We start from the raw sequence: 22,271 nt of genomic DNA on the forward strand, positions 1-22,271 counted from the left end.
CAGACCCGGACCGGAGATCCCGAACGCCCTTCAGACCGGAGCCCCGATCATGCCCCCCCGCCCGAGGCGACGGACCGGCTTCACCCTGGTGGAGATGGCCTGCGCCGTCGTGCTCACCGGCCTGCTCGGTGTGCTGCTCGTCTCGGCCTGGGGCGCCTTCGGCGTGCCGGCCGTCGAGTCCTACCGCCGCGGCCGACTCGCCCGAGAGGCGATGATGGCCGCCGCCTCCCTGGCCGCCGACCTCGGCGGCTCCCTCCCCTCCCCCGTCGGCCGCTACGGCGGCCGCGACGAGTACGCGCTGGTCTCCTGGCGCACCACCGGCGGCGACGACCTGGAGCTCTGGTTCGACGGCCCTCCGGCCGACGGCACCACCTCCCACTCCCTCCCCGACCTGGCCGTCATCTACTGGGTCGACCCCGTCTCCTCGACCCTCCGACGCTGGGACCAGGCCACCGGCACCACCACCGTCGTCTCCAGCGACACCGTCGCCATGGCCGTCGAGACCGACTACCCCGGCGGCGGCGGCGACCAGCTGGCCATCGTGCTCACCTTCCAGTACCGCGACATCATTCGCCAGCACACCTTCATCGCGAGCAAGCCGTGAGACGAGCCTCCTCCCGCCCCCCGCGGCCCGGCCGGCCGGGACTGGCTCTCGTCGCCGTCCTGGCCCACTTGACCCTCATCTTCATGGCCTGGAGCCTGGCCAACCGCCAGTGCGCCTCCACCATCGGCCTGGAGGAGGCCATCGAACGCCGCCAGTCCCGACAGGCGGGGAGCCTCTCCGCCCTGGCCTTGGGCGTCGCTCTGCTGGAAACCGGCACCCCCGACCCCGCCAAGCTCTCCGGCTCCCCGCCGACCTACAAATGCTTCGTCGAGGTCATCGTTGATGGCGCCGTCACCCCCTACACGCTGACGTTCGTCGAGCTCGACCCCTCCGTCTCGAGCAGCCCCCCCACCAGCCGGTGGTCGGTCTCGGCCGCGCCCTACGATGCCGAGGAAGACATCGGCATCGAGGGCCCGATTACCTCCTTCTGAGTCCCGAGATGGCGGAACGGATCATGGACAGCCTTCCCGGCGACGAGGAATCGCGCCCCCTTGCCCGCTCCCCCCGGGGCCCCGATCGCCGGCGACGGCGGACCCTCCCCTGGGACGCCCTCTTCACCCCGGCCCGCCGCCGCCGACACCGCCGGCTCTCCGACCAGGGGCCGTATGCCTTCGTCGACCGCTACGACCCCGTGCTCGGCGTCCTCATCCTGCTGCTGCTGGCCCTGACGCTCACCGACGGCGTCCTGACGATGATCCTCATCGACCTGTTCTGCGAGGAGGCCAACCCCGTCATGGCCGTCCTCATCGAGCATGGGCCGATGGCCTTCGTCCTGGGCAAGTACCTGATGACGGCCGTCGGCCTCCCCGTGCTGCTGGTCTTCCAGCACCACCGAATGTTCGGCACCCGCTTCCGGGTCCGCCACCTCTTCCCCGCCTTCGTCGCGCTGTACCTCCTCCTGATCGTCTACCAGATCCACCTGCTCCGGCTCACCTCCCAGCTCCTCCACGCCCAGTCGGCCGCCGACCTCGCCGCCGCCGAGGTGATGACCGCCGCCGAGGCCATGGCCGAGGCGGCCGCGACCGCCATGGCTCAGGACGGCCGCCCATGACCCCGATCCACCACATCGTCGCCGCCGCTTCCCTGTTCCTCCTCGGCGCCTCCTTCGGCAGCTTCCTGAACGTCTGCATCTACCGCATCCCCCTGGGCCTGAGCCTGTTCCGGCCCCCGTCGAGTTGCCCGGGGTGCGGCTCCCGGATCGCCGCCAGGGACAATCTTCCCGTCCTCGGCTGGCTCCTGCTCCGAGGCCGATGCCGATGCTGCCGATCGCCGATCTCCCCCCGATACCCGATCGTCGAGGCCGCCGTCGGCCTGTTGCTGGTTTGCTCCTGCTTCGCCCTCGGCGCCGGCGACCCGATCGAGCTCGGCGCGGCGGCCGCCTGCTGGACCCTGGCCGACGGCCTGGCCTGGTCGGCCTTCCTCGTCACCGGAGCGATGATCGCCTGGGACCGGGGGGCTGTCCCCCGCTCGGTCGCCTCCTCCGGCCTGCTCGCTGCCCTCGTGCTCGCCGCCTCCCGGCCGGCCGGCCCCGGCGGGGGGCTGGCCCCTGGCCTGCTCGACGCCCTGCTCGGCGCCCTGGCCGCCGCCGGGGCGGCCTGGGCTTCCCCTCAGCTCTCCCTCCGGCCAGCCCCCTCCCGACGATCCCCGGCCGCTCCGGGAGACGTCGCCTTCTCGGCGACCGTCGGCGCCTTCGTCGGCCTCCGAGCGATCGGGCCGGTGCTCGCCACCGCCTCCGTCCTGCCGCTGATCGTCCTCGCCGCCGACGCCCTCCGCCGCCCTCGCCTCTCCAACGCGACCGATCCCGGCGGCGCCCCCCTGCCCTTCTCGACGGCCCTCGGCCTGGCCGGCCTCGCCCCGATCCTGGCTGGCCCCTGGCTCCTCTGCCAATGATCCCAACCGAAAGCGGCCGGCCCGACGCTCGACGGCCTCGAACCCAGGCTCGAAACGGCGAGCAAGGCCCGGGGCCGCCCCCCCCTCGTCGGGATCCCTCGACGATGCCGCCCGATCCGGTCATGCCGGGAGGTCGGGCTCCCGGATCGATCGGCCCCTTCCTCCGATGGCGAGGAAGCCGGACGATCGCCGATAGCTCCTGACATCCGCCCTCAACCACCCGGGCGGCCCGTCGGCGCGCGCCGTCGCCGACGGCCGGAGGCCGGGAGGGGAAAGCGTCGAACCCGGAGGCCGATCGCCGATGAGCACGCCGCGCCGATTCCGTCCCGGTACCTGGGACCCCCTGGAGGAGCGGGTCGTCCTATCGACCGGCCTGAGGGTGCCCCTGGACCGGGCCGCCCTGATCGACCGCTACCGGGAGCTCGCCGCCCAGCGGGCCGCCGCCCGACAGCTCCCCTCCCTGCCGGCCAGCGTCTCCCGGCCGGCCCTCGTCGCTCGACCGGCCCCCCGGGGGCTGAACACCCCCGAGGCCGTCATCAACCAGCAGTACGCCTCCTACGCCGCCGATGTCTCCCACGCGGTGGACCTCTACTTCGGCAGCCTCTCCGAGAACCCCTCCAACACCGCCGTCCTCGACGACGTGGGCCGTCAGTATCTCTCCTACATCTCCCAGCGCACGCTCTCGCTCTCCCGGGACCTAGTGTCCTACTTCAACCGACTGCCGATCCGACTCCCCCGGGTCCCCGGCAACTACTACACCGAGCGTCCCGAGACCGCCATCCAGCTCTACATCGCCAACCAGATCGCCGGTCAGGGCCCGCAGCTGCTGCTGGCGCAACTGCTCGCCCTGCCGCTGCCCTCCAGCACCGGCAACGCCGTCGACCTTTACCAGGACACCGTCTCCTCGATCATCGAGAGCTCCCGACAGCAGATCCGGGAGGGGGTCCGGCTCCTCTTCGCCGGTCGCAGCGTCGTCGGCGTCGGACTCCTCACCCCGGCGATCCCCGCCCAGCCCTGATCCGATCCCCCCTCCCCAAGCGCAACCGGCCGCCGGAGCGCCCCATTCGGGCACTCCGGCGGCCGGTTCGATCGGTCTCGGCCGATCTCACCCGATCGGCCCCGGGATCACCGCTCGAAGAAGCCAAATCGGCTCTTCCTCGTCAAGGTCGGCGGCGGCGAGACCGGCCTCGACGGCTCGGGGCTCTGCGCCCGGACGGTCTGCTGCACCGCGTCCATCGTCACCCGCTCCAGCACCTCGGCCGGCGGCAGCAGCAGCGTCGTCCCCGCCGACAGCGTCTCCGGAGACGGCGACACGTGCCGGTTCACCGCCCAGAGGGCCGCGTGCAGGCTCGGGCTGCCGTAGTAGCGGTCGGCGATCGACCGGAAGTCCTCCCCTGGAGCCACCACGTGCTGCGCCATCCCCACCCGGGCCGCCGCCGGGTCCCTCCTCGGGGCTGAGGCCGCCAGCGACGGAGACAGCGACGGCTGGACGGCGCCCCGCATCGATCCGAGCGGTGCCCCTCCGGCCGTCTCCTGGTCCTGGCTCCCCTTGTGGAATCTCCGGGAGAGCCGGGAGACGACCGCCCGGGTCAGGTCCCCCGGCCGGTAGCCGCGCTCGTCCCCCTCCGACGGGCTCTGCGGCTCCTGCCAGAAGGCCGGACGGGGCTCGTCGAGCGAGGTCGTCCGCACCCCAGGGTCCGCCGACGGCGCCGGGGCCCGCGCTGGGATGAATCCCGGAGCAGACGCCCCAGGGGCGATCGGAGCCCCCTGCCCTCCCGACGGGACCGAGGCCGAGAACTCGGCCTGCGGCGAGGAGGGCGAGTCCAGGGGCCCCGGCATCCTGGAGGCGTTGAGCATCTCGGTCGCCGACGAGGCCCCCGTCGCGGCGAAGTCCGTGAACAGCAGGTCCTTCAGGCCCGATCCCGAGGCGAGCGACTCCCGGGGCGTCCGCTTCATGATCGACGCCGGGTCGAAGACCGGCGGCGCCATCATCGGCAGCTCGCTCACCGTCTCGGCCATCAGTGATGGGCCGGGCATCGGGCCCGAGTTCGGCACGCCCGACGGCCCCTGCGGCGCCACCCCCGGCCTCGGCGCCGGCAGGCCCGACCGATTGATGATCCGGGGCGTCAGCAGCACGATCAGCTCCTGCTTGCTCGCCGCCATCGTCCGGGTCCGGAACAGCGGCCCCACCAACGGCAGGCGGCTGAGCCCGAGCACCCCGTCCTCCTGGATCGACTCGGTGCTGTCGATCAGCCCGCCGATGACGATCGTCGCCCCGTCGGGCACCATGATGTTCGTCGTCAGCTCCGAGGTCGACAGCTGCGGGATCCCCGCCGAGTCGATCGTCCCGGAACTCCGCTCCGGGTGGACCTCCAGCCGGATCATCCCGTCCTGCGAGACGAACGGCCGCAGCGCCAGCAGCGTCCCCACCGGGATGAACTGCACCTGCTGCGAGGCCGTCGTCAGGTTCGTGAACGTGGTCGAGTACCCCAGCCGCTGGCCGAGCTGGATCTCCGCCAACTGCTTGTTCAGCACCAGGATGCGCGGGCTGGCCAGGATGTTGATCTTGTTGAGCGTCTCCAGCGCCCGGATGAACCCGGCCACGCTGTTGCTCACGAAGCCGTACTTCAACCCCTGGTCCTGCAGGTAGCCGGCCATCAACTGGCTCGGCCGGTCGCCGATGTAAGGCCCCAGGGGACCGGGCACCGTGGGAGGGCCGGCGGCCGAGAGCACCCGGGCCGGGCTGAAGCCGCCGGCCAGGTTGATCGCCGCCCCGCTCCCCGAGACGATCGCCTCGGTCGCCAGCTTGTCCACCAGGGCGAAGTTCACCCCCAGCTCCTGGCCGTCGCGCAATTGCACGCTGATGATGACCGCCTCGATCAGCACCTGCATCGGCTGCACGTCCAGCCGAGAGACAATCTCATCAATGACCTGCACGTTCTCCGGGTAGTCGCGCACCACCACCATGTCGTGCACCGCGTACGAGTCGCCGCCGGTCCTCGTCCCGCCGCCGGCTCCTCCCGTCGCTCCTCCTCCAAAGCCTCCCCCGAAGCCTCCCCCGCCACCGGCCAGCCCCGCCGCTCCCCCCGCCCCCGTCCCGGCCAGGCCGCCGCCGCCGGCGGCCCCTACCAGACCGCCGGTCTGCCCCGCGCCGCCGAAGTTCCCCGCCGCACCCGCCCCGGTGATCCCCTGCTGGCTCGGCGGCGTCAGCGAGATCGTCCCCTCCTCGCTCAGGAACGGCCCGACGATCGCGAACAGGTCGATCGCCCTCACATAGTTCAGGTGGTAGACGCGGACAATCGGGGTCCGCTCCCGACGCTGGATCTCCTCCGCCTCTTCCGCCGTGTAGACGAAGATCAGGTCATCCTCCTGGCGGGCGACCAGCCCCCCCAGCCGCAGCACGATGTCCAGGGCCCGGTCGAACGTCACGTTCTCCAGCGTCACGTCAATCGTGCCGGAGACGGCTGGCGAGATGATGATATTCACTCCCGCCTGCGCCCCGATCAGCTCCAGCGCCCGGCGGATGTCCTGCTCCTCGATCCGGAGCGAGAGCGTCGGGGCCTCCTCTTCCGAAACCAGCGGCTGGGGCAGCCCCGTCCCCGGGGCCGGTTCCCCGGTCGAGGACGGCGGGGCCTCCGGCAGGGCCTGCACCGGGTCGACCTGCACCGCCAGCTCCGCCGAGACGGCCACGGCGCCGGGCTCGCTCCCCGGCTCCGGCAGCGCCCAGGACGACTCCCCAGCTCCGACCCCGGCCCCCGTCGGGGGAGCGGCCGCCGGATCCGCCGCGACGGCCGGTCCCGACTCCCTCGGGCCGGAAGCCATCTCCCCGGCGTTCCCCGGGGTCTCCGGCAAGGCCGGCAGGGCGTCCCCCTGCCCTCCGATCATTGGGGGCAGCTCCACCGGGATCGCCGACGCCGTCGGCTCGGCCTCCGCCGGCACCAGGTCCGGCGAACTCCCCCCGTCCGGCGTCTCCCGGGCCTGGGACGGGCCCTGCCCGCCCAACCAGTACATCACCATCACGGCAAGGCCGAGGCCCGCCCGTTCGATCCGGCGACGTCGACTCCTGGGTCGATTGGGCTCTTGCATTCGACACCATCCCCGGGGCAGCGAGAACCGGACCGGACCGCGCGCCGACCGCAATCGTTGCGATCGGCACCAGCCGGATCACCCCAAGGATCGGAACGAGTTTTAGCCGACCTTGAGCGAGATCGAACCGAGACGAGTTCCCCGCATCTTCGCGACGCCGACCGGGCTCTCAAAGCCCTCCCAGCCGTCAAACCCAGCCGGGCCGGGCCCTGCAGGGACGCCGATCACCACCCGGAGCCATGCCCTCCCCTGGCCTTCAGCCGATGGAACAGCCCGGGACGCTGGTCGGTCCAGGTGCTCGGATACATCCCCACCCCGTACCCAACCGGACCGAACACGCCGTAGCCCCGGAACCCCGGCTGCAGCGAGGCGCCCCCCAGGTTGATGAGCGGGCCCCTCCCGTACGCGAAGTCCGGATAGCCGTACAACTGGCTCTTGGTGTGGTAGGTCAGGGCGTACCGAGGGCCGTGGCCGTACCCCAGGCCCGCCACCACCTCCGGCCCGTAGCCAACCGCCGCGGCCCCCCTCGGCGGGTCGTAGTCGGCCGAGGCCTCCTCCACCCCCAGCCCGCCGGCCATCCCCGACGCCGCCAGCGCCAGCACCCCCGCCCGAACCATCCCGAATCTTGAGGACATGGCTCCCTCCCCGATCGGCCTGGCCTCCCTCGCCGGCCCGACGCCCCTCAGGGCAATCGCTCGCACCGTCCGACGTGGCGAGGTCCGATCATCCCGTGATCTCGGCCGGGAGTCCCGGCCCCGCCGGGAGACTCCCCGGCGCCCCTCGGGCGCAGTCTATCACGCGGATCGCCCTCGACCCGAAATTCCAGGCCCCTGTCCCACCTCCCCGGCCCCCCGGCCCTTCCCGCCCCCCGAGGGGATCCGACTCACCGCGGCATGGTCCGTCCCTCCTCCGTTCCATCCCTCCTGTTCCGACCCGACCGCTCCCATCCCCTCGCCATCGCCCGACGACCTCGACTGACCGCCCCTTCTCCGCCAACCGATACTCTCGTCGGGCCCCTCCCTCCCGGACCTCTCCCCTCGCTCCTTGGCAATCCATCCCCCCGCTCCGAGCGATCACCGGGTGATCGCTCCCCCCTTGCACCCGAACGGAGCGGCAAGGGCGCGACGATTCGGCCGGCGGAACGAACCCATTCCCTTCCGCATTCCTTTTCCTTTAAACGACTTGCGACCGATCACATCAGCGCGCCGCCTGCGATCGCGGAGCTTCGCGCCTTCCGCCCATTCCGGGACGAGGGGTGTCCTTCCGATCGAGCGCACCAGGACGCGCACCGCGACGGAGCGAACCCATTAAGATTTCGCAAGTTTTCCTCGCAAAATCGGTTACGGAAAACGTCTCAAGCGCACCATCCGGCGCACGGCCGCCTCCCTGGCGCGCCGGCGGGGCCGAAATCGGCCCGGCTGCCCAGGTCGGGACGCCCGACGACGGACCTCGGCAGGGAGGACCGACCGTCCCCGGGGCATCCGGTCGCAACCGGCCCCGGGGCGCCGAGACGGAGCGAACCCAAGCGGTTCCCGACACGTCCTGTCAGGGCAATGCGTTTCGATCACCGGCCGGGAGCGTTCCGGAGCGCACCGGCCGGCGTCGGAGCGATGGTCCCGCGTCAGCCCGACACCGAGCTCGAGGAGGCGACCTCCGGGGGAGGTGTCGGCGCCCCGGCCAGGGCCGGATTGGGCACCTCTCGGACCTGGAACCCGGTGCAGAAGACGCTGTGCCGGATCGAGTCGGCCAGCATGTGCCTCGGGTCGGTGTCCGGCTTGCGCTGGATCCAGCGCCGGAGCCGCCAGAGGGCGAAGCCCGAGATGAAGGCGGCGTCGGCCAGGGCGGTGTACACCGGCCCGTAGCTCTTGAGGAAGAACCGTCGGCGGGCCTGATACCAGTAGGCCGGTCGGCGACGGGGGGGCCCTCCCGTGGCCACCCCGGTCGAGGACCCTTCGAGGTGGACGACCTTGCTCCCGGGGACAAACCAGCACTCCCATCCGGCCCGCTTCGCCCTCAGGCAGATGTCGATGTCGTCGAAGTAGGTGAACAGCCCCTCGTCGAGCAGGCCGATCTCCTCGAGCATCGACGTCCGGAACAGGGCGCTGGCCGGGCAGATCCAGTCGGCTTTCACATCCTCCGCCGGCGGCGGCGGGACCAGCGCCCAGGGAGAAAGCAGCTTCGAGACGATTCCCAGCCGCAGGCCCCGGTCGAACTCCGAGACGATCCCCATGAACCGGAATGGCGAGGCTTGGATCTCCCCCTCGAGGGAGAGGAGCTGGCTGCCGGCGATTCCGGCCCGGGGGTGGCGGTCCATGAAGTCGATCAGCGCCTGGACGGCTCCCGGCTTGACGATCGTGTCGGCGTTGAGCAGCAGGACGTACTCGGGAGGGTCGTCCGAGGCCATCGCTTCCCGCAGCAGGACGTTCGTCCCTCCGGTGAAGCCTCGGTTCGGGTAGATGACCGTCAGCTCGACCCAGGAGCCCCAGCCGTTCTCGGCGATGGCGCGGCGGAGCCGATCGGCGGCGTCTCCGCCGGTGCCGTTCTCGCAGACGGCGACCTTGGCCCCCGGGATGTTCGGGATCTCTGCGGCGAGCGATCGCAGGCAGTCGATCGTCAGGTCCACCACCTTGTAGCAGGCGATCGCGACGAGGAGCTTCATCGGGGCCATCCACCGGGGTTGGGGGCGGGTCGGCCGCGTCGAATCGGTCGAGGGGGCCCCCTCAGGGAAGATCCGGGCGGGGCGATGCGGTCGCCTCGGCGGGCCGGGTCGCGCGGCCAAAGGTAGCATAATCCGCCGGCGACCGGGAAGCCCGCCGCCGGCCCCGGGGCCCGGCGTTGCCCCCGGGCATCATCAGCGGCGATCCGGGGAGGTGAACTTCTCATGAACCCTCGCGCCGTACTATCGTCCCAGGGGGCCTGGCATTATAATGCCTCGATCCGCCCCGTCGGGTCGCAGGGCCCTCGGTGCCCCCGGCCGACCCCGACGGCCTTCGAGCCGCGGTCGCGGCCCCTTCGGCGGACCCGGCTTCCGACGCCGGCCCCCCGGGTGGCCGACGGTCGCACCGGCACCACCCCCCTCGACCCACCACCCGACCGATCTTCGAGTCTTCGAGCTCCTACCCCCGGGCCGCCTTCATGAGTGACTCCCCGTTCTCGTGCCGCTCCTGCGGCAGCACCCGAGTGGCGGACATCCTGGACCTCGGCCGGCAGCCGCTGGCCAACTCCCTGCGGACCGCCGAGCAGCTCGACCAGCCCGAGCCGAGCTACCCCCTCGAGCTGGTCCTCTGCCAGGACTGCTCCCTGGTGCAGATCAACGAGACGGTTCCCCCGGAGGTCCTCTTCAGCGAGTACCTCTACTTCTCCTCCTTCTCCGAGACCCTGCTGAAGCACGCCGAGGCGCTGGCCGGCCGCGTCGTCGCCACGAAGGGCCTGGGCGCCGACAGCCTGGTGGTCGAGATCGCCAGCAACGACGGCTACCTGCTCCAGTACTACAAGGCCGCCGGCGTGCCGGTGCTGGGCATCGAGCCAGCCTCGAACATCGCCAGGTGGGCCGTCGAGCACCGCGGCATCCCCACCCTCAACGAGTTCTTCGGCGAGGCCGTCGGCCGCCGTCTGGCCGAGGAAGGCCGCCGGGCCGACGTGATCCACGCCCACAACGTCCTGGCCCACGTCGCCGACCTCAACGGCGTCGTCTCCGGCTTCTTCCACGTGCTCAAGGACGACGGCGTCGCCATCATCGAGGCGCCGTACCTGATCGACCTGATCGATCACTGCGAGTTCGACACGATCTACCACGAGCACCTCTGCTACTTCTCCCTGACGGCGCTGGATGCCCTCTTCCGCCGCCACGGCCTGCTCATCAAGGACGTCGAGCGCGTCCCCATCCACGGCGGGACCCTCCGCATCTTCGCCTCGCGCCAGGGGCCCGGCATCGAGCAGTCCGAGGCGGTCACGGGCCTGCTGGCCGAGGAGAAGGCTCGGGGGATCGACCAGATCGCCTCCTACCGCCCGTTCGCCGATCGGGTCGAGAAGCTCAAGGCCGACCTGCTCACGCTGCTGGCCGAGCTGAAGGGCCAGGGCAAGAAGCTCGCCGCCTACGGCGCCTCGGCCAAGGGGAGCACCCTGCTGAACTACTTCGGCGTCGGCCGGGAGACGCTCGACTTCGTCGTCGACCGCAGCACCGTCAAGCAGGGGCGCTACACCCCCGGCACGACCTTGCCGATCCGGGCCCCCGAGGCCCTCATCGAGGAGGGGGTCGACTACGTCCTGCTGCTGACCTGGAACTTCGCCGAGGAGATCCTCCGCCAGCAGGCCGGCTTCCAGGACCGGGGCGGCCGCTTCATCCTGCCCATCCCCGAGGTCGCCGTCATCTGAGCCGACGGGACGCCACCCTCGACGGATCCGATTCCGCCATGATCTTCCACCCCCAGGAGCTCGCCGGCGCCTTCGTCATCGAGCTCCAGCGCTTCGAGGACAACCGCGGCTTCTTCGCCCGGACCTGGGATCCCGAGGCGTTCGCCTCCCACGGGCTGAACCCCCGGCTGGCCCAGTGCAGCGTGGCCTACAACCGGATCGCCGGCACCGTCCGGGGGATGCACTGGCAGGACGCCCCGCACGAGGAAGCCAAGCTCGTCCGAGTCACCGCCGGGGCGATCTTCGACGTGATCATCGACCTGAGGCCCAGCTCGCCAACCTACACGAAGTGGCTCGGCGTCGAGCTGGCCGCCGGCGACGGCCGGATGCTCTACGTCCCCGAGGGGTTCGCCCACGGCTACATCACCCTCGCCGACGGCACCGAGGTCACTTACGGCATCTCCGCCGCGTATGCCCCTGAGGCCGCCCGAGGCGTCCGCTGGGACGACCCCGCCTTCGGCGTCCGGTGGCCCCGAGAAGTCGTCTGCATCTCCGATCGCGACCGGACCTACCCCGACTTCACCCCCTGATCTCGAGCGGCCGGGAGGCCCGGGCGCGGAGGCCGACGCACCATGAGCACCCCCCTGCACGACGTGCCCGTCTTCGTCCTCTGCGGCGGCCTGGGAACCCGGCTCCGGGAGCAGACCGAGTTCATCCCCAAGCCCATGGTCCCGATCGGCCACCGGCCGATCCTCTGGCACATCATGCGGAGCTACGCCCACCACGGCTTCCGCCGCTTCGTCCTCTGCCTGGGGTACAAGTCCGAGGTCATCAAGTCGTACTTCCTCAACTACGACTCGATGAACAGCGACTTCACCGTCGAGCTGAGCACCCACAACGTCGCCATCCACTCCGTCGACCACGACCTCGACTGGAAGGTCACCCTCGCCTACACCGGCGAGCAAACCATGACCGGCGCCCGAGTCGCCCGGGCCGCCAGCCGCTACCTCGGCGACGCCGAGCACTTCGCCGTCACCTACGGCGACGGCCTGACCGACGCCGACCTCGCCGCCGAGTACCGCTTCCACGTCGCGCAGGGCCGGCTCGGCACCGTGCTCGGCGTCTCCCCCCCCTCCCGATTCGGCGAGCTGAAGGTCGACGGCACCGAGGTCCAGGAGTTTGCTGAGAAGCCCGAGTTCATGGATACCTGGATCAACGGCGGCTACTTCTTCTTCCGCCGCGAGTTCCTGTCGTACCTCTCCCGGGACGAGGGCTGCATCCTCGAACGCGACCCGCTCATGAAACTCGCCCGGGACGGCCAGCTGAGCATCCACAAGCACCGCGGCTTCTGGGCCTGCATGGACACCCAGCGCGACTTCGACTCGCTCAACCAGATCTGGTCCTCCGGCAAGGCCCCCTGGGCCGTCTGAGCCCGGGATCGTCCCGTCTCCATCCCCCCCCCGCACCCCCTCCGACGCACCATGAACGTCTTCGTCACCGGCCATCGCGGCTACATCGGCGCCCACCTGATCGACCTGCTCAAGCAAGGCGGGCACACCGTCACCGGCTGCGACCTGAACCTCTTCGAGGGCTGCGGCTGGGAGCCAGTCGTCCCCCCCGACCGCGAGCTGGTCAAGGACACCCGGGCGATCGAGGTGTCCGACCTCGACGGCTTCGACTGCGTCATGCACTTGGCCGCCATCTCCAACGACCCGATGGGGGCCCTCGACCCCAAGCTCACTTTCGACATCAACCGAGACGCCTCGATCCGCCTGGCCCGCCTCGCCAAGCAGGCCGGCATCCCCCGCTTCCTCTTCGCCGGCAGCTGCTCGGTCTACGGCAAGGGAACGAAGCTCGACCTCGACGAGAACGACCCGCTCAACCCGCTGACCGCCTACGCCCAGTCCAAGATCGAAACCGAAACGGCCGTCTCCGAGCTGGCCGACGACACCTTCTCCCCCGTCTTCCTCCGCAACGCCACCGCCTTCGGCCACTCGCCGATGCTCCGGATCGACCTGGTCGTCAACAACCTGCTCGGCTCGGCCCTCGCCTACGGCGAGATCCGGATCAAGTCCGACGGCACCCCCTGGCGGCCTCTGATCCACTGCCGGGACATCGCCCGAGCCTTCATCGCGCTGGCTGAGGCCCCGAAGGACGTCGTCCACAACCGCGCCATCAACGTCGGCGACAATGCCCAGAACTACCAGGTCAAGGACGTGGGCGACCAGGTCCGGCGCCTCATCCCCTCCGCCACCGTCGCCTACACCGGCGAGGTCGGCTCCGACCCCCGCGACTACCGCGTCAAGTTCGACCTGCTCAACCGCCTCCTGCCCGACTTCAAGCTCCAGTACGACCTGGTCAGCGGCATGGAGGAACTCCACCGCAAGATGGTCGAGCACGGCTTCAGCAAGGCCGACTTCGAAGGGCCCCAGTTCGTCCGCCTGAAGACCCTGGAAGGCCGGATGGACCGGATTAGCTGAGCCAGAGCCGCCCCCCGACCGGAACCATCGCCATGAAGATCCTCTTCACCGGGGGCAGCTCCTTCACCGGCCTCTGGTTCCTCCGAGAACTCTCCGCCGCCGGCCACGAGGTCACGGCCGTCTTCCGGAGGCGGCCCGACGACTACGACGACGAGCCTCGCCGATCCCGGGTGCGGCTGGCCTCGGAGGTGTGCCTCCCCGTCTTCCGCTGCTCCTTCGGCGACGACACCTTTCTCTCCCTCCTCGACGAAGGAGGCTTCGACCTGCTCTGTCACCACGGCGCCGACGTCACCAATTACAAGAGCCCCGACTTCGACGCCGTGGCCGCCCTCCGCAACAACACCGCGAACCTCCCCCGCGTCCTCTCCGCCTTCAAGGCCGCCGGCGGCCGATCGGTCTTGCTCACCGGCAGCATCGCCGAGCGAGGCGAGGGCGCCGGCTCCCAGGGCCTCCCCGAGTTCTCCCCCTACGGGCTCTCCAAGGCCCTCACCTTCCACACCGTCCGGCACTACTGCGAGTCGGCCGGCCTCGGCCTTGGCAAGTTCGTCATCCCGAACCCCTTCGGCCCCTTCGAGGACCCCCGCTTCACCGCCTACCTCATGCGCCACTGGCTCGCCGGCACCCGCCCCTCCTGCGCCACCCCGCTCTATATCCGAGACAACATCCACGTCTCCCTCCTGGCGAAGGCCTACGCCCGATTCGCCAGCGAGCTCCCCTCGACCGGCCTCTCCCGCCTCAATCCCAGCGGCTACATCGAGAGCCAGGGCGCCTTCGCCCTCCGCATGGCCCGAGCGATGGAAGCCCGCCTTGGCCTCCCCTGCCCGGTCGACCTCTCCCCTCAGGTCGACTTCCCCGAGCCTCGCATCCGCATCAACACCGACCCCCTCGACCCCGCCTCCCTCGGCTGGGACGAGCAATCGGCCTGGGACGCCATCGCCGAGTACTACACCGCTCGATCCGGGTGACCGCCCACCGATCTCCGATCTCCGGCCGACCTCACCGGAGCAACTCGTCGAAGGGGACGCGGGCGACCTCCCGGCCGTCCAGCACCAGGGGGATCGACTCGCCGGCCCGGTAGGTCTCAACGCGGGCGTACTCGCCCCGACCCTCGGCGACCCTCGGCTCGTCATGGACCAGGATGCGACGTCCAGGCACATCAACAACCCAGTACACCGGGATTCCGGCCCGGGCGTAGCGTTCGAGCGCCCTCGTCAGATCCTCGCGAAGGCTGGTCACCGCGACCTCGATCAGCAGGCCGACGTCCTGCGGCCCGGGATAGCGCTCCGGGGAGGCGAAGTCGAGGGGATTCGAGCCCCGGATCACGGCGAAGTCCGGGAGCAGGGCGTTTGTGGGGTCCAGAGCGATGGTGCTCTCGGGCCAGAGACTCCATCCCTCCGGCAACCGAAGCCCGACGGCCCGATTGACGGCCGCCCCGACGAATCCGTGTGCCTTCGTCTTGGCCATCTTCTCGTAGAGCCTCCCTCCGAGGAGGTAGACCCGGCGGTCGCTCGGGATCAGGCCCGCTTCGACCATCCGAGCGAAGAGGTCGACGGTCAGGTCGAACGGAACCTCAGCCGTCGTCTCCTGGGGTGATCGGGAGCCGGTCGCAGTGGCCATGTCACCGTTCATCCTCAAGGTCGGGGCAAACTCGAACACCTCGGTTCAAGGGTATCGATGAAGCGAGGGAGTCAACAACGCACCCCACGCCCGTTCCCCGCTCGCCCTCCCGTCCTGCGGTGCCCGTGATTCGACCGGACGGAGAACCCGACCTCGCCGACGTCGTTCTTCGCATCCGGGTCTGGGGAACCGTCGCCAGGGCGCCCAAGGGTTCCGACCGAGCCCGACGATGACGCTCGACCGCTCGCACGTTGGGCACCCGCGTGGACGTGGAGAGAGAACGTCGGTTCGACCAGAGTCCCGTCTCGCATCGGCACCGCATCAGCCTCCCCGACCCGTCTCGACGAGTCGGCGGAACGGCCCTCGGCATTGCGGGCGATCGCGGCGTTTGGGTCCGTCCCGATCAGTCCGGATCAAGTCCCGAGGAGCAGGCGTCCCATGGGCTCGAGGCAGACCTCCCAGTCGTAGAGGGCCTCGACCTGCCGGCGGGCCTCGGCGGCGATCCGCGATCGGTGCTCTCGGTCGTCCAGCAGCCGGCAGAGGCTGCGGGCCCAGCCCTCGGGGGAGGACTCGACGACGAGATGGCGGCCGGGCTCGGCCTCGATGCCGGTGGCGGCGCCGGGGGTGCAGAGGACGGCCCGGGCGCTGGCCATCCCTTCGAGGACCTTGTTCTGGATCCCCTGGGCGATGTGCAGCGGGGCGATCACGACCGAGGCCGAGGCGAGGTCGTCCCGGACGTCCGGGACCGCGCCGACCACCTCGATCGCCGGGTGGTCGGCCAGCGCGAGGACCTCGGGAGCGGGCCGCTGGCCGACCACCCGGAGGCGGAACGGGATGCCTTCCGGCAGCCGGGGGATCACCTCCCGGGCGAACCAGAGGAGCCCCTCGACGTTCGGCCGGTAGTCCATCACACCGATGAAGACCGCGGTGCGCGTGCCGGCGTCGCGCATCGGGCGGAAGTAATCGAGGTCGACGCCGTTGCGAACCACGGTCAGGCCCGGATGATCGCCGACGGCTCGTCGGTAGAGCTCGGCCTCCGGTCGGGAGATGATCGTGACGGCATCGACGTCGTCGAGGCGGCCGGCCTCGATCCGACGGAGGCGCCGGGCCTCGGCCTCGTAGACCTGCCGCATCGGCGGCCGAGAGGAGGAGGCGTAGGCGTCCCACTTGCAACTGTCGACATCGACCAGATCGAGAACATGACGGAGCCGGCCGCCTCCCGGCAATCGGCGGTCGGCCCGGACCACGGCTCGGGCGAGGCCGATCATTCCGGTGCAGAAGGTCAGCATCGCCTGGAACCGGTGCCTGCGGTGCCAGTCGACCACCCTCCTTGCCAGGTCGCCTCGGTGGAAGTACGCCGGCGTGACCGGGCCACCGAGCGCCAGCGAGGCGAGTCCCCGGAGCGTGCCAACGGTCGGGGAGATCGGCCGGATGGCGAGATCCGAGGTCAGCCGGCCCAGTTCCCGGCGCTGATCGTCGTCGACCGGCTCGTCGCTGGTGCAGGCAAGCCAGACGTCGAACCGGGAGGCGAGATGCCGGAGGAGGTGGTACGAGCGCACCCGGTCGCCTCGGTTCGGCGGGTAGGGAACGCGGTGGGTGAGCATCAACACGCGCGCGGACATCGATTCAGGACGAGGCGGGGGCTGGAGAGACTGGGCGAATCGTCCGCTCGTGTGCCGATGGAATTCCTCGGGCAAACAGCCAGGGGTGTTCGCCCCGAACAGCATCTTGGGGAGCCGACCGCGAAGCGATCGCAACCGCCCTTGGTCACCGCGGCGCCGGCACGTTACTATAGTGGCCCGGGCCGACGAGGCCAATGGACTCCCCAAACCTCCCGGCGACGAGAGCGGCCTCGTGCCGATGCCATCCCCCCCTTCGACCGAACCGGGCCCCGCAGCCGCACCCGTTGGGCTCGCGGCGCCGGATGCCCCTCCTCCCGGCCTCGTCCGGCTGATCGCGTTCGCCGACGACTGGGGGCGATCACCGTCGAGCTGCCAGCACTTGATCGGGCACCTGCTGCCGAAATACCCGGTGCTCTGGGTCAACACGATCGGGAGCCGGCCGCCGAGACTCTCGAGGGAGGACCTGGGCAAGGCCGCCGCCAAGCTCCTCTCCTGGATGCGCCCAAGGCCGGATGCCGGGCCGGCACCCTCCCCCGACTCGCCGAGGCCGGAGGTTCTCTCGCCGCTGATGTATCCCGGTTTCCGGAGTCCCTGGCAGCGCCGGTTCAACGCCTTCCAGATGGCCCGGGCGATCCACTCGGCGCTCGGCCCCCGGCAGCCCGGCGAGCACCGGGTCGTGATCACCACCCTGCCGATCACCGCCGATCTGCCGGAACGGCTCGACGTCGACCGCTGGGTCTACTACTGCGTCGACGACTACTCCGCCTGGCCAGGGCTGGACGGCCCGACCCTGGACCGGATGGAGCGGGAACTGGTCCCGAAGATGGACCGGATCGTCGCGGTCTCCGAGACGCTCCGGGATCGCCTGGCCTCCTTCGGCGCCCCGTCGGGTTTGATGACGCACGGGATCGACCCCGAGCACTGGTCGGCGGGCCCCGATGCGTCATCCTGGGAAGCGCCGGCGTGGTGGGATGAGCTGCCAGGCCCGAAGATCGTCTTCTGGGGAGTGGTCGACCGCCGGCTCGACGCGTCGTGGTGCCTGGCGATCGCCGACCAGTGCGGGCCCCTGATCCTGTTCGGGCCGCAGCAGTCGCCTGATCCGGTCTTAGCGAGGCACCCCCGGATCCGGATGCCCGGCCCGATCCCCTATGCCGATCTGCCGGCGCTGGCGGCCCGGTCGGACGTGCTGGTGATGCCGTACGCGGACCTGCCGGTCACCCGGGCGCTGCAGCCGCTGAAGTTCAAGGAGTACCTGGCGACGGGCCGCCCGGTCGTGGCCCGTCGCCTGCCCGCCATCGCCGACTGGTCCGACGCCGCCGACCTGGTGGACTCGGCCGATGAGTTCGTCTCCGCGACGACGATCCGGGCCGGCCAGCCGATCCCCGACCGGCAGCGGATCGAGCGCGAGCAGCGCCTGGCCGGGGAAGGTTGGGCCGCGAAGGCGGCTGCCTTCGAACAGGAGGTCCTCGACGCGATCCGGGACGATCGGGCGCCGTCGACGGCCCGGAGGAGAGCCGAGGCCCCTTGAGCCCCGGAGCGTCTCCTCGCCTCGATCCGGCCCGGTTCCCCGAGACTCGAACCGTGGCGATCAGGCCGCCAGGCTGGGATCGGCCCCGGGGTCGGGAGGGGAGCCGTCGGAGGCGGGGGGATCGAGCCGGTCGGCCTGCTCCAACAGCAGGCGGGCGGCGGCGCGGTAGGAGGAGGCGTCCAGCCCCTTGGGCCGCTCGATGGTCAGCTTTCCGCCGGGGAAGCGGAAGGACTTCGAGGTGGGGAGGCGGCCCCCTCCCCTGCCCTTCGAGGAGGAGGAGGCTCCCCCCCTGCCCTTCGATCGGCTGGCGGAGGCCGGCTTGGCGGAGGAGACGGGTTCGGCGGGGGCCTGGGCGGCTCGGACCTCGGCGATGACGTCGTCCCGGGTGAGCCCTTCGGAGGAGACTCGGTCGGCGAGGGCGACCTGGTCGTCGGGGCGTTCCAGGCGGCCGATCTCGTAGGCGGTCCGAGGAGCGAGCTCCCCTCGGTCGACGCGACGACGCAATTCCTCGGGGAGGTCGAGCAGCCCGAGGGCGTAGACGACCTTGGCCTGGGCCATGTGCAGGGCGTCGGCGAGCTGCCGGGTGCTCCAGCCGTTGGACTCCATCAGGGCGCGGAAGGCCGCGGCCTGCTCGACGGGTTTGAGGTCCTCTCGGACGCAGTTCTCGACGAGCTGCAACGCGAGGCGGTCGGCCTCGTCGGGGGGGCGGTCGAGGAGCTTGCAGCGGAGGGTGGGCAGGCCGGCCTTGCGGGCGGCTCGCCAGCGGCGCTCGCCGGAGACGAGGACATACGAGCCCAGGTCGTCGGACCAGTAGACGACGACGTTCTGGAGCTGGCCCCGGGTCCGGAGCGACTCGGCGAGGCGGTCGATGGCCTCGTCGTCGAACGCTCGGCGGGGCTGATCGGGGTCGGGGGCGATCCGGGAGACCTCGATGACGGCGGCCTCTCGGTCGTTGACGACGCCGGCCATCCGGGCGGCGACGCTCCCGGACGGCGGCGCCATGCCGGCCGGGGTGCCGGGAGTGCGGTTGAAGCCGAGGCTCGACCGCATCGCCTCGCCGTACTTCGAGAGGGTCCGCTCCTTGGCCTTGTCGCTGGCGGCGCTCATCTCAGGCGGCCTCCTTCCCGTCGCCGAGGTCCTGGGGATCGTCGTCGGTTGCCGTCGGGATCAGGCCGAGGGCCGAGAGGCGGGCGAGCACCTCGTCGGCGACGGCGTCCATCGCCTTGGCGGCGGCGCCCCGGGCCTTGTGGTAGTGGATGGGCCGTCCGGCGGCGATCGCCTCGGGGAAGTCGGACGACTCGGGAACGGTGCTGGAGAGCAGCTCGGGGCAGCCTCCGGCGAGCAGCTCGACGAAGGTTCGGTGCATGGCGCGGCGACCGTTGAACATCGTGACCAGGACGCCGGCCACCGGGAGCGGCCGGCCCCAGGTCTGCTCGACCAGGGCGACCCAGTCTCGGACCTCGGCGAGCCCCTGGGCGCCGAACAGCTCGGGCATGGTGGGGATCAGCGCGGCGTCGGCGGCGAGCAGGGCCGACCAGGTCGCGCGCTGAAGGTTCGGGCAGCAGTCGATCAGGGTCAGGTCGAACCCCTCGGCGATCGGCCGGAGCGCGTCCCGGAGGACGGCCTGATCGCGGGGGTCGAGCAGATGGGGATCAGGCACGTTGAAGCTGATCGACGCCGGAGAGCCGGCGAGCAGGGCGAGCCCGTCGAAGCCGGTCGGCCGGACGAGCAGATCCCCCGGAGTGGGCACCCCGGCATACAGGGCGTAGACCGTGGTGCTCGGGTCGATCGCCCGGGCCTGGTCGTCGCCGAGCAGGCCCTTGGTGAGGCTCGCCTGGGCGTCGTTGTCGACCACCAGCACCCGGAGCCCCCGGCGGGCGAGGGCCCCTCCCAAGTGCATCGTGGTGCTCGACTTGCCCACGCCTCCCTTCTGATTCACCATCGCCACAACGGCCATCGCGATTCCCTCCTGACTCGGGTCCGTGCGCTTGGTATCGGACGCCCCCGAGGTCGCTCATGAACCGTTCGGGACCGGGGCGATCACCCGGTGATCACCCCGGCCGAATCCTCCCCCGATGGTCGGTCCCCGGGACGGATCGGAGGACCGAGAACTAGCCCCGGCCCCGGGGTCCGGAGCGGAGCGATCACCCGGTGATCACCCCGGTCCGGCGCCTGCTGAGGCCGGTCCTCTTGAAGGGGCGATCACCGGGTGATCACCCCCGCCGAAGCCCCCGTCCGCAACCCTTCCGGAGCGGAGCGATCACCCGGTGATCGCTCCCGCCGCCCCCTCGAAGACGACGAGCCGAGCCGTCATGACCGACGGGCCGATTCTCGAAGGGTCCGCCTTCCAGCACCTCCGGCAACTCCCCGGGGAGGGCCCGGATCGGCGAGCGATCACCCGGTGATCACGACGCCCAGGGTCGGCATCGTCGTCCCTCCAGGAACGGCGCGATCACCGGGTGATCATCCCGATCGGGGGCCTCGAATGGAGGGGGATCGTCGGGCGCGATCACCCGGTGATCGCTCGCTCTGGAGCGAGGCCAGAGATCGACCAGCGGATGCGTTCCGGGAGTGCCCCGAGGGAGCCCCGACTGACATTCCGACGGGGAATCTGTACGCTGAATTGACCGGTGAGGCCGGGCGGGGTCCTTTGAGGGCGATCGGCCCGGAACGGAGCGAAGGGCAGGGGGGGGGTGATGATGCGGCTCGGGGCCGAGGTGACGATGGGAACGACGAACGCTCCCACCGACGAGGAAGCGGGCGAGGCGACCTCGGCCCCGGGGAGAGATCGACCTCCCCGACGACGCCCGGTGGGCGGTTTTCCCCTCGACCGTCCTGGCCTCCGTCGCGATCGCCGACCTCAGCGTTCGCCTCATCGAGACGCTGATCCTCCGGCTCCAGGGTCGGTTCGGCGGCGCCATTGTCGCCCGGCATGGCTGTGACCCGGGCTGGGGGGGCAGGGGCCGGACTCCCGGCGCGATCCTCCGATCAAAGCGGCCGCCGGCGTCGGGCCGGGGGCCATCCCGTTCTCCCGGAGCGCTGACGACGATGACGACGGCGAACCGCCCCGGCGGGCTGGTCGTGGTGACGGGGGGGGCCGGTTTCATCGGCTCGCACCTGGCCGAGACGCTGCTGGCCGAAGGGTACCGCGTCCGGGTGGTCGACAACCTCTCCACCGGCCACCGCTCCAACCTCGACCATCTCGGCGACGCCTTCGAGTGGCTCGAAGGGAACCTCGCCGAGTTCGAGGTCGCGAGCCGGGCCGTCGAGGGAGCCGATTACGTCCTGCACCACGCGGCGATCCCGAGCGTCCCCCGGTCGGTCCGGGAGCCCATCGAGTCGCACGCCAGCGGGCCGACGGCCACGCTCAACGTCCTGGAGGCCGCCCGACGGGCCGGGACCGTCCGCCGGGTCGTCTTCGCCGCCTCCAGCAGCGCCTACGGCGACACCGAGACCTTGCCGAAGCACGAGGGGATGTACCCCCGGCCCCTGAGCCCCTACGCCGCGGGCAAGCTCGCCGGCGAGCATTACGTGGGGGTCTACGCGCAGACGATGGGGCTCGACGGCGTCAGCCTGCGCTACTTCAACATCTTCGGGCCGAGGCAGGACCCGTCGAGCCCCTACAGCGGCGTCATCTCGCTGTTCGTCCGGGCGATGGCCGAGGGCCGCCGGCCGACGATCCTCGGCGACGGCCACCAGACCCGGGACTTCACCTACGTCGCCAACGTCGTCCGGGCCAACCTGCTGGCGATCCGATCCGATCGCCCCCTGGGCGGTGCCGTCTACAATGTGGGCACCGGGCGTCGGATCAGCCTCCGGGAGCTTGTCTCCGCGATCAACGCCGCCCTCGGCACCGCCATCGATCCCGAGTTCGGCCCCCCCCGAGAGGGGGATGTTCGCGACTCCCAGGCCGACCTCTCGGCGATCCGGGCTGGCCTCGGCTACGAGCCGGTCGTCGACTTCGAGGAGGGCCTGCGGCGGACCGTCTCCTGGATGGCTCCCGCCGGGGGGCGTCTCTGAGCCGGCCCTCCTGATCCCGAGGACGGCCGGGCGCCGAGGGGCAGGGGACCGGGATCGTCGCCACCTCGATG

20 protein-coding genes are annotated in these 22,271 nt (G+C 71.1%); 13 read left to right on the forward strand and 7 right to left on the reverse strand.

What is annotated here, in order from left to right:
- Positions 1 to 49: 49 nt before the first annotated feature.
- The 5 genes from TsocGM_RS20865 (at position 50) to TsocGM_RS20885 (ending at position 3,512) form a co-directional block, all read left to right on the forward strand.
- Complete coding sequence (locus TsocGM_RS20865) at positions 50 to 604, forward strand: prepilin-type N-terminal cleavage/methylation domain-containing protein (protein WP_126727402.1); 555 nt, start codon at positions 50 to 52, stop codon at positions 602 to 604.
- Entirely contained in the window at positions 601 to 1,035 is a 435-nt protein-coding gene (locus tag TsocGM_RS20870; RefSeq protein WP_126727403.1) for a hypothetical protein, read from the forward strand. Before TsocGM_RS20865 ends, TsocGM_RS20870 begins: the two co-directional genes overlap by 4 nt.
- 23 nt (positions 1,036 to 1,058) lie before the next feature.
- Entirely contained in the window at positions 1,059 to 1,655 is a 597-nt protein-coding gene (locus tag TsocGM_RS20875) for a DUF5658 family protein (protein WP_126727404.1), read from the forward strand.
- Positions 1,652 to 2,494, forward strand: coding sequence for a prepilin peptidase (locus TsocGM_RS26570; RefSeq protein WP_199756852.1), 843 nt, complete (start codon positions 1,652 to 1,654; stop codon positions 2,492 to 2,494). Before TsocGM_RS20875 ends, TsocGM_RS26570 begins: the two co-directional genes overlap by 4 nt.
- A gap of 301 nt (positions 2,495 to 2,795) precedes the next feature.
- Positions 2,796 to 3,512, forward strand: coding sequence for a hypothetical protein (locus TsocGM_RS20885; protein WP_126727405.1), 717 nt, complete (start codon positions 2,796 to 2,798; stop codon positions 3,510 to 3,512).
- Positions 3,513 to 3,619: 107 nt separating this feature from the next.
- Here TsocGM_RS20885 and TsocGM_RS20890 read toward each other — a convergent pair whose 3' ends face one another.
- The 3 genes from TsocGM_RS20890 to TsocGM_RS20900 form a co-directional block, all read right to left on the reverse strand.
- Positions 3,620 to 6,580: a hypothetical protein gene (locus tag TsocGM_RS20890; protein ID WP_126727406.1), complete on the reverse strand. Its 2,961-nt coding sequence runs from the start codon at positions 6,578 to 6,580 to the stop codon at positions 3,620 to 3,622.
- A gap of 224 nt (positions 6,581 to 6,804) precedes the next feature.
- Positions 6,805 to 7,215: a hypothetical protein gene (locus TsocGM_RS26230; RefSeq protein WP_158633674.1), complete on the reverse strand. Its 411-nt coding sequence runs from the start codon at positions 7,213 to 7,215 to the stop codon at positions 6,805 to 6,807.
- A 986-nt stretch (positions 7,216 to 8,201) separates the two neighbouring features.
- Complete coding sequence (locus tag TsocGM_RS20900; RefSeq protein WP_126727407.1) at positions 8,202 to 9,239, reverse strand: glycosyltransferase family 2 protein; 1,038 nt, start codon at positions 9,237 to 9,239, stop codon at positions 8,202 to 8,204.
- Between the two features lie 476 nt (positions 9,240 to 9,715).
- Between TsocGM_RS20900 and TsocGM_RS20905 the strand changes: the two genes are divergently transcribed.
- From TsocGM_RS20905 to TsocGM_RS20925, 5 genes are read left to right on the forward strand one after another with little or no spacing between them, the layout of a single operon-like run.
- Complete coding sequence (locus TsocGM_RS20905) at positions 9,716 to 10,954, forward strand: class I SAM-dependent methyltransferase (RefSeq protein ID WP_126727408.1); 1,239 nt, start codon at positions 9,716 to 9,718, stop codon at positions 10,952 to 10,954.
- A gap of 38 nt (positions 10,955 to 10,992) precedes the next feature.
- Positions 10,993 to 11,523: a dTDP-4-dehydrorhamnose 3,5-epimerase gene (rfbC, locus tag TsocGM_RS20910; protein ID WP_126727409.1), complete on the forward strand. Its 531-nt coding sequence runs from the start codon at positions 10,993 to 10,995 to the stop codon at positions 11,521 to 11,523.
- A 42-nt stretch (positions 11,524 to 11,565) separates the two neighbouring features.
- Positions 11,566 to 12,363 (forward strand): glucose-1-phosphate cytidylyltransferase, encoded by a 798-nt coding sequence (locus TsocGM_RS20915; protein WP_126727410.1) that lies wholly within the window; start codon positions 11,566 to 11,568, stop codon positions 12,361 to 12,363.
- Between the two features lie 51 nt (positions 12,364 to 12,414).
- Positions 12,415 to 13,413: an NAD-dependent epimerase/dehydratase family protein gene (locus TsocGM_RS20920; RefSeq protein WP_126727411.1), complete on the forward strand. Its 999-nt coding sequence runs from the start codon at positions 12,415 to 12,417 to the stop codon at positions 13,411 to 13,413.
- A gap of 32 nt (positions 13,414 to 13,445) precedes the next feature.
- Positions 13,446 to 14,378, forward strand: a complete 933-nt coding sequence (locus TsocGM_RS20925) for an NAD-dependent epimerase/dehydratase family protein (RefSeq protein WP_126727412.1) — start codon at positions 13,446 to 13,448, stop codon at positions 14,376 to 14,378.
- Positions 14,379 to 14,409: 31 nt separating this feature from the next.
- On the opposite strand, the gene TsocGM_RS20930 is transcribed toward TsocGM_RS20925, so the two are convergent.
- Together TsocGM_RS20930 and TsocGM_RS20935 are read right to left on the reverse strand one after the other, a co-directional pair.
- A complete protein-coding gene (locus tag TsocGM_RS20930) occupies positions 14,410 to 15,030 on the reverse strand; it encodes a Uma2 family endonuclease (RefSeq protein WP_158633675.1) in 621 nt (206 codons plus the stop codon).
- Between the two features lie 413 nt (positions 15,031 to 15,443).
- Positions 15,444 to 16,634 carry a TIGR03087 family PEP-CTERM/XrtA system glycosyltransferase gene (locus tag TsocGM_RS20935; protein ID WP_233579075.1) on the reverse strand — a complete coding sequence of 397 codons (1,191 nt, stop codon included), beginning with the start codon at positions 16,632 to 16,634 and terminating at the stop codon, positions 15,444 to 15,446.
- A 397-nt stretch (positions 16,635 to 17,031) separates the two neighbouring features.
- On the opposite strand from TsocGM_RS20935, the gene TsocGM_RS20940 reads away from it, so the two are divergent.
- Positions 17,032 to 18,180: a glycosyltransferase gene (locus tag TsocGM_RS20940; protein WP_126727415.1), complete on the forward strand. Its 1,149-nt coding sequence runs from the start codon at positions 17,032 to 17,034 to the stop codon at positions 18,178 to 18,180.
- A 60-nt stretch (positions 18,181 to 18,240) separates the two neighbouring features.
- On the opposite strand, the gene TsocGM_RS20945 is transcribed toward TsocGM_RS20940, so the two are convergent.
- Together TsocGM_RS20945 and TsocGM_RS20950 are read right to left on the reverse strand one after the other, a co-directional pair.
- Positions 18,241 to 19,287 carry a ParB/RepB/Spo0J family partition protein gene (locus TsocGM_RS20945; protein ID WP_126727416.1) on the reverse strand — a complete coding sequence of 349 codons (1,047 nt, stop codon included), beginning with the start codon at positions 19,285 to 19,287 and terminating at the stop codon, positions 18,241 to 18,243.
- 1 nt (position 19,288) lies between these two features.
- Positions 19,289 to 20,137: a ParA family protein gene (locus TsocGM_RS20950; protein ID WP_126727417.1), complete on the reverse strand. Its 849-nt coding sequence runs from the start codon at positions 20,135 to 20,137 to the stop codon at positions 19,289 to 19,291.
- A gap of 310 nt (positions 20,138 to 20,447) precedes the next feature.
- Between TsocGM_RS20950 and TsocGM_RS26235 the strand changes: the two genes are divergently transcribed.
- Entirely contained in the window at positions 20,448 to 20,585 is a 138-nt protein-coding gene (locus TsocGM_RS26235) for a hypothetical protein (protein WP_158633677.1), read from the forward strand.
- Positions 20,586 to 21,228: 643 nt separating this feature from the next.
- A complete protein-coding gene (locus TsocGM_RS20955) occupies positions 21,229 to 22,200 on the forward strand; it encodes an SDR family oxidoreductase (protein WP_126727418.1) in 972 nt (323 codons plus the stop codon).
- Positions 22,201 to 22,271 lie beyond the last annotated feature (71 nt).

The organism is Tautonia sociabilis (assembly GCF_003977685.1).
Taxonomy (GTDB): Bacteria; Planctomycetota; Planctomycetia; order Isosphaerales; family Isosphaeraceae; genus Tautonia; species Tautonia sociabilis.